Raw genomic sequence first — 17,633 nt, 5'->3', positions numbered from 1 at the left:
GAAATTAGGATTGGAGGCGTGAAATATGCTGAAACTTGGGATAATGGGCACGAACTGGATTACGGACGCATTTATTGAAGGTGCACTGAATTCAGGAGAATGGGAGCTTACGGCAGTTTACTCGCGAACGGAAGAAAAAGCAGCAGACTTTGCCGAAAAATATGGCAGTACGCAGATGCTTTTTACGGATGTCAAGGAAATGGCGGAAAGTGACGCGCTTGATGCGGTTTATATTGCATCGCCAAACGGTATGCACTTTGAACATGCGATGACGTTTTTAAAGGCTGAAAAACATGTAATTGTTGAGAAACCGATTTTTTCAACGGTCGGTGAACTGGAAACGGCGCATCGGACGGCTCGCGAACACGGTGTTTTCTTATTTGAAGCTGCGCGGCATATTCAAGAACCAAACTTCAAAATATTGAAGGAAAATGTGGGACGTGTTGGAAAATTACACGGAGCAACGCTTGCTTATATGAAGTATTCATCGCGCTATGACAGCGTACTTTCTGGAGAGGAACCGAATATTTTTTTCGCTTCACTTTTCTGGCGGTTCGATTGTCGATCTTGGTGTTTATCCGCTTTATTCAGCGGTTTCTCTATTCGGCGTTCCGGATGCTGCACATTATTTTGCAACGAAAATGCGCACTGGTGTTGATGCGATGGGCACGATTATTCTGGAATACGGCGATTTTAATGTGACGATTATTCAAGGGAAAACCTCTTCTTCCTTCCTAGAAAGTGAAATTTATGGGGAGAAAGGGACGCTCGTCATTGATCCGCTTACGTCGATTGAGAATTTGACATTTCGTGGCAATCACGGCGAGGAGAAAATTGAACTTGCCGAACCGATCATTTCGAATGATATGCAGTTTGAAGCAGCTCGCTTTGCGGAAATCATCGCGTCAAACGATACGGATGGTTATACAGAACTTGCTGAGCTTGGCATTAAAGTGCTGCGTCTTTCGAATGAATTGCGTCATCAAAATGGCATTTACTTTGATTCGGAGAAATAAGATTTTTCTGAGCCGCATTTCCTTTAAAAGGGTGATGCGGCTCGTTTTTTATGGTATGATGTGAAAAAAGAATGAGGAGAAAAGCATGAACAATCAATTAATGGAACGCTGGCAGGAAGCGTTTTTAGAACACGGCTATGCGGAGCCGACTGAAATTCAAACGGCGCTTTACGAACCGCTTGTAAACGGTGCAGATGTCCTCGCGATCTCACCAACTGGAACGGGAAAAACGGTTGCTTATACGCTTCCACTGCTTGAGAAAATCGAGGCAAAACCGGCGTTGCAATGGCTTGTTTTAGCACCAAGCCACGAACTTGTAATGCAGATTGCTGATGCGATTCGCTCTTGGGTCTCAAACAGCGGTATTTCGGTTGCTGCGATTATCGGCGGGGCGAATGTGAAACGGCAAATTGAACGGCTTAAGAAAAAACCGCAAATCATTGTCGGTTCGCCCGGGCGGGTCTTTGAACTGATCGAGCAAAAGAAAATTAAGATGCATGAACTAAAAGTGATTACGCTTGATGAAGCGGATCAGCTCTTGCTTCCGGAAAATAGCAAAAAAACGATTGAAATTGTTGGGAGGGCACAGCGCGATGTGGAGCTCGTACTTGTTTCGGCGACGCGCCCAGCGGAGCCGCAAGCCTTTTTCGGGCAGTTTGAAAGAACGCCGCTTGAGATGGAAGTGAAGCCGGAACATCGTGCCACGGAAAATATCGAGCATCTTTATATGGATGTCGAAAATCGCGATAAAGCCACGCTGATTCGGCGGTTAAGTCAAATTGATGAAATGCGGGCGCTCGTCTTTGTAAGGGATAAGCCGCGGATGGATATTTTGCTCGATAAGCTCGCATATGATGGGGTCAAGGCGGCTGGAATTCATAGTGATATCCGCAAAGATACGCGTCAAAAAAATGCTGCGTGACTTTAAAGACGAAAAGCTGACTTATCTCGTTGTAACAGACATTGCGGCACGGGGACTCGATATTCCCGATTTGCCTTACGTGATTCAATATGATCTGCCAAAAAACGAACAAGAATACACACATCGCTCGGGAAGAACCGGCCGAATGGGGAAACGCGGGATTGTCATTTCGTTTGTCAATCAGCGTGAAATCCGTACCTTGAAGCAATTCTTGCGAGCGCTTGGGAAAGATGGTCAGCTTGTTCGATTTTTCCAAGGAAGGCTTGCGCTGCCTGAGGAAAACAAATCGAAGCGTGGAATGGCAGAAAAGAAATCCAATCAAAAAAAGGGACAAGCGAAACCAGTTTCGAAGTCCAGTTCTAAGAAGAAAAACCGCTGAATTCAGCGGTTTTTTTGTTGAAAATACCCTATTGCTTGTTATGTGTGTAAAAGTGTATAATAGGGGCAGAGAGTTTAAAGGAGCGAGTGGTATGGCGAGTAGAAAAGATGAAGTGCTACAGCTTTTAAATGAGCTGAATCAAAAGGTTACCGCGATTGACGTAGCAAGCAAACTCGGGATGGACCGAGCAAATGCCAGCCGTTATTTGAACGATTTATTTAAAGAACAAAAGATTGACAAACTTTCCGGGAAGCCGGTTTACTACGAAGCAAAACAGCAAGCGGCGGAAGGGATTCAGAACGAGCAGACAGAGGGAACTGCATTTGATCGCTTGATCGGTTCTGAGCAAAGTTTGAAAGTCAGTATCCAGCAAGCTAAAGCGGCGATTTTATATCCGCCAAATGGCTTACACACATTAATTCTCGGAAAAACGGGGACAGGGAAATCGCTTTTTGCAGAATGTATGTATCAATTTGCGAAGGAATCGGCGATGATCCCAAGTGAAGCTCCGTTTATTTCGTTTAACTGTGCCGATTACGCACAAAACCCGCAGCTGTTGTTCGGGCATATTTTTGGGGTTGTAAAAGGTGCTTATACGGGGGCGGAAGAAACACGTGAAGGTCTGCTTGCACAAGCAGACGGAGGGATTCTATTCCTTGATGAAATTCACCGCTTGCCGCCTGAAGGACAAGAAATGCTGTTTACCTTTATTGATAAAGGGGAATATCGCCCACTTGGCGAAAGTGCCAAGGTGCACCGGGCACAAGTTGAAATCATTGGAGCAACAACTGAATCACCAGATAACTTCTTGCTTGAAACATTTACGCGACGAATTCCGATGACGATTACGCTGCCTCAGCTTTCAGAACGTAATCTTGAGGAACGTTACCAAATGGTAGAATTCTTTTTAAAGCAAGAAGCGCGGCGGTTAAATCAACCAATTCGTGTGCATCGTCAAGCTTTGATTGCCTTTTTGCTGTATCATGCAAGTGCCAACGTTGGTCAGCTACAGCGGGATTTGAAACTAGCTTGTGCGAAGGCTTTCCTGCATTATAAAACAAAGGCCGCCAATTATATTTTAATTGAACAAGACGATTTACCGATTCATGTTCAAAAAGGTTTGCTTCACATGAAAGACGAACCGGAAAAACTGAACCGCTTAATCGACATTAATAAGACGATCTTTAAATTTGCTGATGCGAGTGAAGCAAGCCAAGATTTGCACGTCGAGTTGAACGATGTCTATCAAGCGATCCAAGATAAGGCTGAAGAGCTACTAAAAGAAGGAAAAGACCAAAGTGAACTCGAGGCTGAGCTTTACGTGGACGTTGACCAGTATTTTCACGACTACATGGTGCAACTTCCGACGCAGCAAACGGCTAAAGAAATCATTGATCCCGAGGTTTGGGAGCTGACGGAAGAAGTTTATGACATCGCAGAAAAACGGCTTTCAAGAAGCTATAATGATAAAATGAAGTTCGCATTTTCGCTTCATCTGCAAAGTACGATCGAGCGAATCCGTGAGCAAAAGCATATCGTCCATCCAGATCTGAACAATGTCCGTAAAAAATATCCTAAAGAGTTCCAAGTTGCGATTGAACTTTCGACGACGATCGAACAAGCGCTGAACATCGAAATTCCGTTTGATGAAATCGGTTTTCTCACGATGTTCTTAACCGCAGAAGTAGTTGATTCAATGTTCGTCAGCGAATCGCAAGTAGAAGTACTCGTTTTGATGCACGGCAGAAGTACCGCATCAAGCATGGTCGAAACGGTGCAGGAACTGCTCAGCATCGAAAGCGGAACGGCGATTGATATGCCACTTACGATGGATGTTAAAACGATGTATGAAAAAGTGAAAAATCGCGTGCTGAAACTGAATCCGCAAAAAGGCGTGTTGATATTGTCGGATATGGGTTCGCTCACCTCTTTCGGCAATATGCTCACCGAAGAACTGGGAATTCGCACAAAAACTGTGACGATGACGAGTACACCGGTTGTGCTTGAAGCGATCCGAAAAGCGTCGCTCGGCCGCGGTCTTGAAGACATTTATCAAAGCTGCCAACAGCTGTTTGAGAATAAATACAAAGCGCATGTGCTACGGACGAAACCGGCGAAAAATGCTGTGATCTTGACGTGCTTTACCGGCGAAGGCGTGGCAGAACAGTTGCGGATGCGAATTGCGCCGATCATTGATGAAAGCAAAGTTGAAATTATTTTACTGCAATTTTTGCATAAAGACGCTTTCCGTGAACGGATTGACCAGCTGATGGAAGAATACAACATTTTGGCGATTATGGGTTCCGTGGAATTCGAGTATCAAAATATTCCTTTCTTCAGCGCGCTTGAAGTCTTTTCCGATGGTGGGCTTGACATTGCGAAACGAATTATTAGCGATGAAGTCCCTTATGAAAAACTGATTGCTTCACTTTCCGGAAACTTAACAGCCGTAGATTCCGTTGAAGAACTGGTTTACTTTTTGCGGAAGCTGATCTCAGAACTGCAAATCCAGCTTAATTTAATCTTAGAGCCGGGTGTCGATATCGGTATGATACTTCATCTAGCCTTCCTGATCGAACGCGTGCAGCTTGGCGCCGTTGACCGGGAGTTTCCGGATTTAAATGAATTTGTGAAACAGCACATGGTCGAGATGCAAGTGACGCAACAAATGATGGAGAACGTTGAACGCGAGTATCAAATAACGATTCCGCAATCTGAAATTGCTTATTTAACACAAATGATGCTAGCGAACCGTGTTGGAGCGGGAAGCGGCGAATAGGCGTTTTTGCCAAGTGTGTATCTGATACACACTTGGCGGCAAGCGCTTGTGTAAGATTAAATGCGCCGATCATGCTGTCTAGTCCGATTTTGATTGGCATAAAACTTGCATCTTAAGAAGAATAAGACAGCAAAAAAAAGCTGTTGGAGGTAGAAAAGCGTGAAAAAAATTATGTTAATTTGTTCTGCAGGCATGTCATCGAGTTTATTAGTAAAGAAGATGCAGGAAGAAATTGCAACGAATGCACTTGATGCAGAAGTAATCGCCGTTGCTGAAGCGGATGTTTCAAAACATGCATCAGAAGTTGATGTGGTATTACTTGCTCCGCAGGTTCGCTTTTTAGCTACAAGCCTCAAACGCAAATTCGGGGCGCGCTCGATTCCGATTGAAATTATCGATGCGATTGATTACGGCACGATGGATGGTAAAAATGTGTTAAATCAAGCCTATACGATGATGGAAGAATAGGGCTGATAGAAACTGAAAGCGTTTGAAATAAATCGGATTACAAGAAAGAGAGGATTTTAGAAGATGAGAAAATTAGGAATTTCGGTTTTTCCGCAACATGTGGCTCTTGAAGAGTCGCTTCAATATGTAGAAATGGCAGCAAAATATGGTTTCAGCCGTATTTTCACTTGCTTGATTTCTGCGAACGACAAAGAAGAATTCGCAAAGCTTGAGACGATTTGCAAACGTGCAAACGAACTTGGGTTTGAAGTTATTGCCGATGTTGATCCAACCGTTTTTGAATCCTTGAATATTACCTATAAAGAGCTGGATCGTTTTAAAGAAATCGGTTTATCGGGACTAAGACTTGATCTTGGTTTTTCCGGTTCAGAAGAAGCGGCGATGTCATTTGACGATACGGATTTGATGATTGAGCTAAACATTAGTAACGGCACACGTTACGTAGACAATATTTTGAGTTACCAAGCGAACCGCGCAAACATCATCGGTTGCCACAACTTTTATCCGCGGCGCTATACAGCCTTATCACGCGAGCATTTCCTCCGTTCAAGCAAGCAGTTTAAAGACTTAAACCTTCGCACGGCGGCATTCGTGTCATCAAACCACGGTAAATACGGCCCATGGTTTGTCGTTGACGGCGGCCTTCCAACACTTGAAGAACACCGCGGCATGGATATCGCAGTCCAAGCAAAAGACTTGTGGAATACGGGCTTAATTGATGATGTGATCGTTGGAAACATGTTTGCATCAGAAGAAGAGCTTAAAGCATTGAGCGAATTAAACCGCAACGAACTTCAACTAAGCGTTGAGTTTTTGGAAGGAACGACGGACGTTGAGAAAGAAATCGTCTTGACACAAAAACACTTCAATCGCGGTGACGTATCGGCCTATGTCGTTCGTTCGACGATGACGCGTGTTAATTACAAACAATTTGATTTCGCGCCGCATGATACAGTTTCGCTTGAACTTGGAGATGTGACAATTGATAACAACGGCTATGAGCGCTATAAAGGCGAAATGCAAGTAGCACTTCAAGCAATGGAAAATTCCGGCAATACAAACGTTGTTGCACGTATCGTTCCAGAAGAACGCTATTTACTTGAAACAATTCGCCCTTGGCAGCATTTCCGTTTAGTAGAGAAGAAGAAATAACAGCTGAAATGAAACAATCGAAAACCGCTTTCCCGTCTAGGGGAGGCGGTTTTTTTTATCGTGATAAACATAAAAAAGAGATGGTTGCATATTTCCACCATCTCTTTTGCCCTAGGAATTCATTCAACCATTTAGACCGAACCAAAGGACAAACTGATTTTATTGCTACTAAAATCGTAAAAAGTACAAAAACACAACTACCCCTAGTAAAGAGCGTTAACTTTGTTGAAAAAACTAAGAAAAGTATCTGCCTTAATCATAAAGAGTTTACTGCTACTAAATCTTTAAGAGTACAAAAACTTCATATCTATCAATAATTTCTAATTCAGAAGTTTTACTGCAACTAAATCTTTAAGAGTACAAAAACTAAGCTCGAAAGTCTTATTTTTCGAACTAAGTTTTACTGCTACTAAATCTTTAAGAGTACAAAAACCCCGTTTTTGATTGATTCTTCTGTTGTTCTGTTTTACTGCTACTAAATCTTTAAGAGTACAAAAACTGATTACTATGATAATGATACTATTGAATTGTTTTACTGCTACTAAATCTTTAAGAGTACAAAAACTGATTACTATGATAATGATACTATTGAATTGTTTTACTGCTACTAAATCTTTAAGAGTACAAAAACCTTACCGCTTGCCAACTTGTTCAATAAGTCGTTTTACTGCTACTAAATCTTTAAGAGTACAAAAACCAAACGTTCCTTTGAATGTCCGGCCTGCTTGTTTTACTGCTACTAAATCTTTAAGAGTACAAAAACGTTTACCCTGTTTTATTTTTTCCTCGGATTGTTTTACTGCTACTAAATCTTTAAGAGTACAAAAACCTCAAAATAAACGTCTTTAGATTGAGATTTGGCTCTATAGCAATATTCTAGCATAAAATCCCATTTTGTCTTTTCTAATAATCAGATGGTTCATTTTTCTCCATTTGCAACCAGGATAAAATATTTCGTGCCTTGTTCTAACGATTCTCCCCATAGTTTTGAAAAACGTACAAATTTGTTAGTCTTCTTTCAGCTTGATAGGGACATACCGCTGCATTTGCCTATAACCCAGTCCCTTCTCAATATCTTGCTGGTGAAGATTTTCTTCGTCGAGGTAAGGCATATTGAACATGAAGCTACGGGTATCATCGAGTTCAAAATTAGTGGTTTCAAGCCACTTATGGATTTTTTTATGTACTTTTTCAATACTTTCATCATCTTCATCAATACTAACGGCCATGGCATACAATCCACCTGGGAAATCAATCAATTCAAAAGGAGCAACATCTGCTTGAACCACTTCGTCTTTCACCGCACAAATCATTTCTCCGCGATCTTCCTTCGCGAGTGTAAAATCTAAACAATCAAAAATAACGGTCTTAAACAGATTATAATGCTGCCAAAGTTGGAACATATAGCCTCCTTCTTTAAAAATTTCTTCCCAGGAGTGCTCACCGGACGACACGGCTTTAAATTCCGGAACTCTGACTACCATAACATCAGGTACTTTCTTATCGAGCTTACTTGTTATTTCGATTAAACGATTGACATTGGATGGCTTGCCGATATAGTCTACGCTAACAAATTGAGTTTCAATGTCTTTCGCCTTGTCGTACAGTTCTTTAATATCGGAATTGTCGGCAAAGTTCATTTTTTCTATTTCTTGAATGAAATCGAGCACAATATCTTTCAGTTCATGTAAAAGAGCGACTTCATCATCAATACTGTCGACTTTTTTCCCGAGCACATCTAATACAACCTCAGAACCGGAAGCATCAAAAATGCGCTTAATATCTTTAATGCTAATATTCAGTTTGCGCAAAATCAAAATTTGCTCAAGTCGTCTCACAGCTTTTTCATCATACATTCGGTAAGCGACATCCTCGCTCCGAGTGCTATCGAGGAGCCCCATATCCTCATAATAACGCAAAGTACGCGCAGTCACATCATATTTCACCGAAACATCTCTAATTTTAATCAAGTTATTATCCATAGTTTCCCTATCCCTTCTTTCCGTATAGTCTGTCTCTATTATAAGCGCTTCCCTAAAGGAAGCGTCAAGACTTTCTGAGAAAAAGACCGTAGCTTTTTTTGTAAAAAAGAGCGAGGACTTGGATGAATTAGTTTCTATTCAGATGTGCTTGCTTTGAAAAATGGAGAAAACAGCGAAATGATTGGTATGAAAACGAGTAAGCGTTGGTACTCGTTACAATTGTAGGCATCGTTACTTTGGCAGTAAACATCTGATTAGTATAAAAGACAGAAATCTGATTTCCTGCTAAAATACTGCTATAGAGCGAGACTTTAATCTAAAGACGTTTATTTTGAGGTTTTTGTACTCTTCGAGATTTAGTAACGGATTATGAGTTGACCTTGTCCGAATGGATGGGGTTATTTTTTATGCCATTTTTGTCTTGTTACTAGACGATTTCATCAAATAGTCACATGTATATCCCGCGTCGTATGTTACACTGGAAACGTACAACTAGAATACAACAAAGAGGTGAGTGTACAGCATGAAAGATGTTGAGTACAAGGAAGATGATTTTGACCGTGCGCATGAGAGTATCGGGAACTTAATCGGGAAAGGCGTTTGGGGAAAAGGGGCCATTGATGAGCTAAAGAAAGCGTCCGAGAACTTGGACGATGTCGAGGAAATGATTCGCGATTTGGATTGTGATGGGGCGATTTCATTCCGTCATACGAGTTCAGAAAAAGAGCTTCAATCCGTGTTTGAAGATTTTGAGGTGCTTCATCGGTTTTCTGGGCGGGTGGGTGAACTTGTTCATACCAAAATTGATCAGCCGTTTTTTGAAGATCTAGATCGATTTGTGGAAGGCATGCGGAACTTGGATGCCTCCAAGTTTACCACGACGAATCGGATTGGGGCGACGAAGACGGAAACAGTTTTTGTGAATAGCTATACGCAGGAACAGCGGGAAGTGCCGAAAACAGAAGTGACCATGGATGACTTGTTTAGTGGGAGTAATTTTTATGCAGACGAGTTGAAAAACCAGTTTCAGGAATGGAAGAAGTTGAATCCGGATGAGACGGTTTCAGAGAACGATTTTCGAGCGGCGATGCTGAACACGCGAGCGTTTGCGTATACGTCGATCAAGGACGAACAGCAGAAGAAAGAGTTTTGGGTGAATGTCATCGTGACCGTGGGCATTGTTGGGGTTGCGCTTTTCTGTCCGCCTGCCGGACTGGCGATCGGGGCGGCGTATGGCAGTTTGGAGCTTGGTACGGCAATTTCGGGAAAAGACTGGGTAAGTGGCAGAGAGCTTGAGACTTCCGAACGAGCGATGAGAGGGGCGTTATCCGTTGCGGATATGCTTCCAGCAGTGAAGGCTTTTTCTGCCGGAATCAAGGGGCTTCCAACAGGTTCAGCGCTGGAACGACTGATGCGTCCGCCATTGAAAAATGTGAACGATCTTGTCGTGCAAGGGAACAAAATGGCGCTTACGCGAATAAGAGGACTAAAAGCGGCTTTAAAAGAACCGGTACATACAGGTAAGACAGTGGTTAAGAAAGAGCTCAACCGTCTAGGTGATAGCTTGAATCTTCCGCCACGTGGACAACTCGCGGTGCCAGGTGTTGGAGCTGTTCCGGTGAATGGAAACAGCCAAAAGGTACTGAAGAAAGTGATGCAGGAATTTGACTTGAATCTTGGTGGAAGCAAGGATGGAAGAATTTATGATTCTCAGCTATTTAAGCAAGCAAAATGTAATATCGATGAACTTATAAAATATCTAGAAAATATAGAGGCTGACTTAGCAAAAAGATTCAAAGAAACTGGACAGTGGCCGGAAGATATTCAAATACCTAAAAGTTCAAATGTTCTTTCTTCAGAAGGGAGAATAGATTGGAAACAGGTTCCTAATGGTGGTTATATGACGACGATAGATGGTAAGATAATGAAAGAAAAACATGTACCTCGAATAAAAGATGTGCTTGATCGTTATGGACCAGCGGATGGTACATACACTTCTCCGGTTAAAAATGGAGTAAAATATTCATATGATGAACGATCGCTCCCCTTCTTAGAAGATAGTTCAAAATATCATCAATATGAGGTGGTAGGGGATTTTTCTAACGTAAAATCCTATATCGATAACTGTACAAACCAAGAGCTTAAAACTAAAGTAGAAGCGACTGTAAAAAAATATATGCAAGGAGATTATTCAAAACTCCAAGCAGAGATTGGAAAGATTGCACCAGGCTTTGATTCTTCTGGTGGGGGATTACAGATTAAATTGCCCCTTTCCGTGGAACAGTTAGAAGGACTTGGGCTACTTAAAAAAATACATTGAGGAGTGCAGATGATGACGAAAGATGAAGCAAAAAAAAATCTTGCAGGACGAAAAAAATTAAACAATATAACTGGTTTGGTGAAGGCTCCATACAACCAGGTGATATAGTGATCTACGAAGAATTTAACAAATGGTTTGTTGCTGCTGCGGACGAAAGAGCAGCAATTGTAGATACATCGGTAGCTAAATATGATAATGAGTCAGATGCTCTATTGGATTTCATTGAAAGGACACGACTAGAAAAGATATTAAACAATTAAAACAAAACGGCATGAGCTTAGGCTTTTGCCGTTTGTTTTTTGCGAGGACGGTATTCCCACACATTATCAATTTTTAATACTTGGATAAAAAACACTTAGTTAGAGTTCCGCACGTGTATTTTGCTAAACGAAACGACAACCCCTCATTTTAGATAAGGTTTTTTATATCTATTTACCTACCATTCGAAAAGGCGATTGTTTGTATTATAAAATGCTTAGTGTCATCGAACATTTCAGCTTACAAAACAAAAAAACAAGCTTCGCTAACATGCGAAACTCGTTCTTAAACAACACTTTATTGTATGCTATATAACGTCCCCTGCAGGAATCGAACCTGCAACTAAACCTTAGGAGGGTCTTGTAATATCCTTTTTACTAAGGGGACAAGTTTGTTAGGGAGGCTTTCAGAAAGAAGCCCAACAAAATTAGTCTAGCAAAAACCTTCAATTTTTACAAGAGAAAAGCCCACCAACACTAGGCTGGCAGGCTCAATTTCTTCATTTTGTCATTGCTTTAATGTAGCCGAGCGATTTTCCTGTGCCGATTGCAACGGATTCTAGTGGATTTGGTGCCATATGTACCGGAACGTCAATCTTGCTCACAAGCCACTCCTGGAAGCCTTTGATCAGTGATCCGCCACCTGTTATCACAATACCACGGTCAACAATATCTCCGCTTAACTCAGCTGGACATTTTTCGAGTGTCATCCGAATGGCCTCAAGTACGCGTTCAAGCAACTCTTCAATCGCACTTTGGATTTCACTTGATGTAATGGTAATTGTTTCCGGAAGCCCCGTGACAAGATCGCGTCCACGGATTTCCGTGCGAATTTCCTCATGTGGAATCGGTGCATAAGCAAGCTCTTTTTTAACGCGTTCAGCCGTTGCCTCTCCGATTAACAAATTATACTGCTTGCGAATATAATTGATGATTTCTTCGTCAATATGATCTCCGCCAGTTCGAATCGAAGTGCTCGATACAATCCCGCCATATGAGATAATAGCAATCTCAGTCGTGCCGCCGCCGATATCAACAATCGTATTCGCAACGGGTTCTTCAACCGGCAAATCAGCTCCGATTGCCGCTGCAACAGGTTCTTCCATTAAAACAACCGATTTTGCGCCGATAGCTTGTACTGCATCATGAATCGCTCGACGTTCAACAGAGGTTGCTCCGCTCGGTGTCGAAACAATGACATTGGGTTTGCGCAGTTGACTTTCTTTCGCACTGATTCGCCTCATAATGTGCTGCAGTAATCCACTTGTGACATCAAAATCAGCAATTACCCCTTCGCGCATTGGCCGAATTACGGCGATATTAGCAGGAGTTTTCCCAGTCATTTCTTTTGCCTCATGCCCGAAAGCAATAACTTCCTTCGTGCGCGTATCTACAGCAACAACAGAAGGTTCATCTAAAATAATACCTTTTTCTTTGTTATACACCAGGATGTTCGCCGTTCCTAAATCAATACCAATAGTAGTTGTCCCAAACATTTATACACCTAACTTTCTAACTCTAACATTTTTTTTCAGTTTAAAAAATTCGTCCTAGTGTCTTTTCCCTATCATCTTTTTAGCTAAACGAAAAGTAATAAAATGATACGAAATTGTTAAATAAACAAAAAAACGAGCACTCTTTTTACTTGAGTGCTCGCGAACTTCTTTCATATTGGCTGTACATTACGTAGTAAATAATTCCACTAATAACAGCAAGCACGGCGATAATGATAAACGTAAAGAAATAGCCGATGAATGCCGAGATGGTGATGGCAAACGGAGCGATGACTTTTCCAAGCGTATACCGAAGACCAGCTGCTGAAAAATACATTGCCCGTTTATCCTCAGGCGCCAATTTTGAAACGAAATTTTGTTGAATTCCAACTGTCATCAGTTCGGCAAAGCTGTACAAGATGATAGCAATAATCGCTCCCCACGGAGTGGCAACAGCAGCGAACAAGAAGAGAGCTACGCCGTAAAGAAAAGAAGAATTCATAAAGACGAGCTTTTCACGATAACGGCTCATAAGGCGCGAAACAATGACAGTCAAAGCCGCAACGAAAAATCCATTGATTGAAACCACGATTCCAAAAAGTCGTTCGCCGGAAAGAGTGATTCCAAAAAGTGTCGATTCACCAATCACTTCTTTAATAAAAAGCGGGAATAGCAAATCAAGCTGCATCGTCGCTTGTGCAATGATCACACCTGCTAAAATATAAAGGAAAAAAATCTTATCTTTAAAAATCAATTTATAATTTTTAATTTGCTCTAAAAGAACAGTTGCAAGCGATTTGTCGCTTTGCGCTTTGCGAAGCTCAGGATTTAGAGCAAGCGGAGCCGTTTCATGACCGAATTTTTGCAGTAAGAACAATAAAACGAGGTCAAAAAAGGCAATGGCAAGCAATGTCTCAACCGTAAAGTCATGGAAGACAATCGAGCCAAGAATCGGTCCGATAACAACGGCTACATTGATCATCATATAAAAAATTGAATAGACATGACTCCGGTAGCGAGGATCGACCACATCTGCGATCATCGCCTGACTTGCAGGTTGATAAAACGACATAAAGATACTCGCAAGTGTAAAGCCGAAAAACGAGAGGTAAGGGGAGTCGACCCAATGAGTTGCGCCAAGTGCGAAAATCAAAAAGCCGATGCCTTCACCAATTACAGAAATACTCATCATCCGCTTTCTGCCATACGTATCCGCAAAATAGCCGCCGAGGAGTCCTGTAATCACTGCTAAAATTTGTGAGACGATTAGAAGCATACTAGTCAGCGTGCGTCCAAGCGAATCAGAAAAATAAAGCGTTAAGAAGGGAAAGACCGTCCAAAAAGAAATATCAAGCAGTGCTTCCCCAAATAAACGCACTTTTAAATTTATATCCCAATCTTTAAATTTCATCCATATACCTTCTTTCGATTCGAGTTTTCAAGTTTCTCTTTTATGAAAAGAAACGAATCGGCATATGTACAAAGAAAAAGAATTAGAAGGCCCAGTCGCCGCCGCGGAAGACAGGGATAGTTTCACCGCTTTCAGTCACACCGTCGATATCCATCTCACTAGACCCGATCATGAAATCAACGTGTACAAGACTTGTATTCACACCGCGCGCATCAAGCTCTTTACGCGACATGTTTTCTCCGCCTTTAATATTGAAAGCATAAGCACTTCCGATTGCCAAGTGATTTGAAGCATTTTCGTCAAACAGCGTATTATAGAAGAGAATGCCGCTTTGCGAAATTGGCGATGGATCAGGAACGAGCGCAACCTCACCTAAATAGTGAGAACCTTCGTCTGTTGAAACCAAATCTTCTAAGATCGCTTGACCTTTCTCAGCTTCGACTTTGACAATTTTACCGTCCTTAAATGTCAGTGTGAAATTATCAATAATGTTTCCTGCATAGCTAAGCGGTTTTGTGCTAGAAACATAGCCGTTTACGCTTGTCTTTTCAGCACAGCAGAAAACTTCTTCCGTTGGCATATTCGCCATAAATTCATGTCCCTTTTCATTGTAACTGCCCGCTCCGACCCAAAGGTGATCTTTCGGTAATCCGATATAAAGATCTGTTCCCGGAGCTGTATAATGTAGCGTCTTAAATTGTTTTTCGTTTAATGAAGTAGCTTTCGCGTTTAGTGTATCATCATGCGCTTTCCAAGCTGCAATCGGGTTTTCAGTATTAATTCGAGTTGTTTCAAAAATCGTTTCCCAAAGTTTCGGAACTTGTTCTGCTTCCGGAAGATCAGGGAATACCTTTTGAGCCCAGCCACTTGATGCAGCCGCAACAACAGTCCAGCTCACAATGTTCGCCATCATGATTTCGCGGAACTCGACAAGAGCGGCGCCCATTGCTTTTTGCCCAGCAGAAATCTTTTCGCCATCCACACCTTTTAACAGGTCTGGGTCCTCAGAAACGATAGAAATAAAACAAGCGCCTTCCTTAGCAAGCTCTGTTCGTTCAGCGACACGGTGCCGAGGAGCTGTTTCAAACGTTTTTAACGGAGCGCCCTTATAGCGTTCAAGCGTAACAGCTTCATCGCTCCAGTTGATAATCACATCGCTAGCTTTCGCTAAAAATGCGTATTTCGTGATTAACCGCGCAAGCGGGGCAGATTCAATACTTGAATTAATCACAACTTTTTGATCAGGCTGAACATTTACACCCGTTTTCACGATAAGTTCAGCGTATTTTTCCAATTTTTCATTAAATGATGACATAACGTCACACCTCTCTTTGAAAGATCATAAAATAATAGTATCTCAAAACGAACAGGAAAGCAACGCCAGTGCAAGCGATTTCGATAAATTCTGACACAGGCTAAGAAGTTTTCACCTTTTGCTGAAAAGAGCGACAACATATCCGCTTAGGATTTCCAAGTCCCCCTAGTAAATCTGTATCCCTCTGGACCAAATTTTTGGTATAATGAAAAGAAAACGGAATGGGATGAATTATGAGAATATTTATCAGCTTATTATCCGTAGTCATTGCCATTGTAGGCTTGGCCAATCAATTTACCATTGCGGATACCGTACAAATCAACATATTTAACATTTCCGACCGGGCGATGGAAGTCTTCGGTTATATTATTACGCCTGGAATGATTATCGCGAGTGTGCTGTATTTCTTCGGGAAAAACAATCGGAACTTAAGCGTCATTGCTGTTGTGTTATGGGGATTGCTTGCCTTTAGCGGCTTTTTCATGGAGCCGGTTTATGCATCGTGGATGTTCCTTCGACCAGTAGCGTGCACCGTATGTAGCATTTTGGCATTGTTTGTCTTTATTCCACGAAAGCAAAAGTGAAATCAGACATTCGCATTGTTTACTTGAAATGCTGAAATTTCATCAACTGCGTTTTACATAAAAAAACAGGCGCCTTGGCACCTGGTTTTTTGGCTTTATTCATTTGCAAGCAGTACATCGACATATTTCTTTGCGTAAACTTCTGCGCGTTCCACATCGTCTTCATCTGGATCAAGGTCAACTTTTAGTCCCTCAACCGGAACCGTTGCGCCTTGCTCTTTTAGACGTGTTTCAACGAGATCAACCGTTAAGCAGAATTCATCATAGAATGTGTCGCCAGAACCGAAAGAAGCACAAACTTTTCCGGAAAAATCAACATCTGCCATGTCTTCATAGAAATCAACGAACTCATCTGGAAGTTGACCATCATCATACGTATAGCCACCAATTAGCGCGCCATCATAGTCAAGCAGTTCCTCCGGTTCAACATTAATACATTCCTCAATTTCAACTTCGATATCGTATTTTTCGAGTTCTTCACCAAGAATGTCAGCGATTTCTTGTGTATTTCCCGTCATGCTTGCGTAAACAATCATCACTTTTGCCATTTGTATACCACCATTTTCTGAAGATTTTTGTGAAAAAGCTATTCAAAATGGATAACTTATCAACTTGGATTCACTAATACTTCTATTATAAATGTCTCGTGAGATTCTGCAACCTTTTTTTGCAGAATACTTTCTTTTCTAACCGTCTAGCGTTATAATTAAGGATAGTGGATTTTCGAGGAGAGGATGAAGAACGAAATGATAACACTTAAATCACGCCGCGAAATTGATGAAATGAAAAGAGCAGGCGAAATTTTAGTTGATACACATAAAGAAATTGCAAAAATGATTAAACCCGGCATTACGAGTTGGGATATTGAAGTTTTCACAGATAAATATTTACGCAGTCAAGGCGCAACTCCAGAACAAAAAGGTTTTGAAGGCTACGAATATGCGACTTGTGCAAGTATAAATGATGAAATTTGTCACGGATTTCCGCGCAAACAAGAACTGAAAAGCGGAGATATTATCACAGTTGATATGGTAGTAAATTATCACGGAGCGCTTGCAGACTCAGCATGGACCTATGCAGTAGGCGAAGTTTCTGACGAAGTGAAGCACTTAATGGAAGTAACACGCAAATCGCTCTACCTCGGTATTGAACAGGCGCAAGTCGGCAACCGGATTGGCGACATCGGTCATGCAATTCAAACCTACGTGGAGGGCGAAAACTTGAGTGTAGTTCGCGAATTTATCGGTCATGGAATTGGACCTACTTTGCATGAAAAACCTGAAGTACCGCATTACGGTGAAGCAGGCAAGGGACCGCGTCTTAAAGAAGGCATGGTGATCACAATTGAACCAATGGTCAACATCGGCGGCTGGAAAGCGAAAATGGATGACAACGGGTGGACAGCAAGAACCGTTGATGGTTCACTTTCTGCACAATACGAGCACACGATTGCGATCACAAAAAACGGACCGGAAATCTTAACTTATCAAGGCGAAAATGAATAAAAATAAGAAAAGCTGCAGCGAAATTTTGTTGCAGCTTTTTTCTGAAAAAG

The 17,633-nt window shown here is 41.8% G+C and carries 11 protein-coding genes, 1 tRNA gene, 2 pseudogenes and 1 CRISPR repeat array; of the genes and pseudogenes, 8 read left to right on the top strand and 6 right to left on the bottom strand.

Annotated elements, in window-relative coordinates:
* The first annotated feature begins 28 nt into the window (after window positions 1-28).
* The 5 genes and pseudogenes from MFLO_RS09925 to MFLO_RS09905 all read left to right on the top strand — a co-directional run bounded on the left by MFLO_RS09925 (window position 29) and on the right by MFLO_RS09905 (window position 6,716).
* Window positions 29-1,016 (top strand): annotated as a pseudogene (locus MFLO_RS09925) (Gfo/Idh/MocA family protein).
* A gap of 85 nt (window positions 1,017-1,101) precedes the next feature.
* Window positions 1,102-2,317: pseudogene (locus tag MFLO_RS09920) on the top strand (DEAD/DEAH box helicase).
* 91 nt (window positions 2,318-2,408) lie between these two features.
* A complete protein-coding gene (locus MFLO_RS09915) occupies window positions 2,409-5,096 on the top strand; it encodes a sigma-54-dependent transcriptional regulator (RefSeq protein WP_036097802.1) in 2,688 nt (895 codons plus the stop codon).
* Between the two features lie 159 nt (window positions 5,097-5,255).
* Window positions 5,256-5,564, top strand: coding sequence for a PTS sugar transporter subunit IIB (locus MFLO_RS09910; RefSeq protein ID WP_036097801.1), 309 nt, complete (start codon window positions 5,256-5,258; stop codon window positions 5,562-5,564).
* A gap of 63 nt (window positions 5,565-5,627) precedes the next feature.
* A complete protein-coding gene (locus MFLO_RS09905) occupies window positions 5,628-6,716 on the top strand; it encodes a DUF871 domain-containing protein (RefSeq protein ID WP_036097800.1) in 1,089 nt (362 codons plus the stop codon).
* 264 nt (window positions 6,717-6,980) lie between these two features.
* Window positions 6,981-7,545: direct repeats of the CRISPR family, unit length 36 nt; unit sequence GTTTTACTGCTACTAAATCTTTAAGAGTACAAAAAC.
* Window positions 7,546-7,723: 178 nt separating this feature from the next.
* Here the strand turns inward: MFLO_RS09905 and MFLO_RS09900 are convergent.
* Window positions 7,724-8,698 (bottom strand): MerR family transcriptional regulator, encoded by a 975-nt coding sequence (locus tag MFLO_RS09900; protein WP_036097798.1) that lies wholly within the window; start codon window positions 8,696-8,698, stop codon window positions 7,724-7,726.
* 523 nt (window positions 8,699-9,221) lie between these two features.
* Between MFLO_RS09900 and MFLO_RS09895 the strand changes: the two genes are divergently transcribed.
* Entirely contained in the window at window positions 9,222-11,018 is a 1,797-nt protein-coding gene (locus tag MFLO_RS09895) for a TNT domain-containing protein (RefSeq protein WP_051993593.1), read from the top strand.
* Between the two features lie 573 nt (window positions 11,019-11,591).
* On the opposite strand, the gene MFLO_RS09885 is transcribed toward MFLO_RS09895, so the two are convergent.
* The 4 genes from MFLO_RS09885 to MFLO_RS09870 form a co-directional block, all read right to left on the bottom strand.
* A tRNA-Arg gene (locus MFLO_RS09885) sits at window positions 11,592-11,663 on the bottom strand.
* A 112-nt stretch (window positions 11,664-11,775) separates the two neighbouring features.
* The gene (gene mreBH / locus MFLO_RS09880; protein WP_036097797.1) at window positions 11,776-12,771 is read right to left on the bottom strand and encodes a rod-share determining protein MreBH; all 996 of its coding nucleotides are present in this window, start codon (window positions 12,769-12,771) and stop codon (window positions 11,776-11,778) included.
* Between the two features lie 145 nt (window positions 12,772-12,916).
* Window positions 12,917-14,179, bottom strand: coding sequence for an MDR family MFS transporter (locus tag MFLO_RS09875; RefSeq protein WP_036097796.1), 1,263 nt, complete (start codon window positions 14,177-14,179; stop codon window positions 12,917-12,919).
* Window positions 14,180-14,261: 82 nt separating this feature from the next.
* On the bottom strand, window positions 14,262-15,494 hold the full coding sequence (locus MFLO_RS09870) for an aminopeptidase (RefSeq protein WP_036097795.1): 1,233 nt from the start codon (window positions 15,492-15,494) through the stop codon (window positions 14,262-14,264).
* A gap of 233 nt (window positions 15,495-15,727) precedes the next feature.
* On the opposite strand from MFLO_RS09870, the gene MFLO_RS09865 reads away from it, so the two are divergent.
* Window positions 15,728-16,078, top strand: coding sequence for a hypothetical protein (locus tag MFLO_RS09865; protein WP_036097793.1), 351 nt, complete (start codon window positions 15,728-15,730; stop codon window positions 16,076-16,078).
* 95 nt (window positions 16,079-16,173) lie between these two features.
* Here the strand turns inward: MFLO_RS09865 and MFLO_RS09860 are convergent, their stop codons facing one another.
* Window positions 16,174-16,626 carry a flavodoxin gene (locus MFLO_RS09860; protein WP_036097792.1) on the bottom strand — a complete coding sequence of 151 codons (453 nt, stop codon included), beginning with the start codon at window positions 16,624-16,626 and terminating at the stop codon, window positions 16,174-16,176.
* Between the two features lie 198 nt (window positions 16,627-16,824).
* Here MFLO_RS09860 and map point away from each other — a divergent pair, with 198 nt between their 5' ends.
* Window positions 16,825-17,583, top strand: a complete 759-nt coding sequence (map, locus tag MFLO_RS09855; protein ID WP_036097850.1) for a type I methionyl aminopeptidase — start codon at window positions 16,825-16,827, stop codon at window positions 17,581-17,583.
* The last annotated feature ends 50 nt before the right edge of the window (window positions 17,584-17,633 follow it).

Origin of the sequence: Listeria floridensis FSL S10-1187 (genome assembly GCF_000525875.1) — a bacterium.
GTDB lineage: Bacteria > Bacillota > Bacilli > Lactobacillales > Listeriaceae > Listeria > Listeria floridensis.
Note: the sequence above shows the minus strand (reverse complement) of the source record. Positions and strands in the feature narration are given on the sequence as shown.

Coding starts and splice junctions, on each gene's coding strand:
- MFLO_RS09905 (WP_036097800.1), top strand. CDS start 5,628: ATGAGAAAATTAGGAATTTCGGTTTTTCCGCAACATGTGGCTCTTGAA.
- MFLO_RS09915 (WP_036097802.1), top strand. CDS start 2,409: ATGGCGAGTAGAAAAGATGAAGTGCTACAGCTTTTAAATGAGCTGAAT.
- MFLO_RS09895 (WP_051993593.1), top strand. CDS start 9,222: ATGAAAGATGTTGAGTACAAGGAAGATGATTTTGACCGTGCGCATGAG.
- MFLO_RS09870 (WP_036097795.1), bottom strand. CDS start 15,494: ATGTCATCATTTAATGAAAAATTGGAAAAATACGCTGAACTTATCGTG.
- mreBH (WP_036097797.1), bottom strand. CDS start 12,771: ATGTTTGGGACAACTACTATTGGTATTGATTTAGGAACGGCGAACATC.
- MFLO_RS09875 (WP_036097796.1), bottom strand. CDS start 14,179: ATGAAATTTAAAGATTGGGATATAAATTTAAAAGTGCGTTTATTTGGG.
- MFLO_RS09865 (WP_036097793.1), top strand. CDS start 15,728: ATGAGAATATTTATCAGCTTATTATCCGTAGTCATTGCCATTGTAGGC.
- map (WP_036097850.1), top strand. CDS start 16,825: ATGATAACACTTAAATCACGCCGCGAAATTGATGAAATGAAAAGAGCA.
- MFLO_RS09900 (WP_036097798.1), bottom strand. CDS start 8,698: ATGGATAATAACTTGATTAAAATTAGAGATGTTTCGGTGAAATATGAT.
- MFLO_RS09860 (WP_036097792.1), bottom strand. CDS start 16,626: ATGGCAAAAGTGATGATTGTTTACGCAAGCATGACGGGAAATACACAA.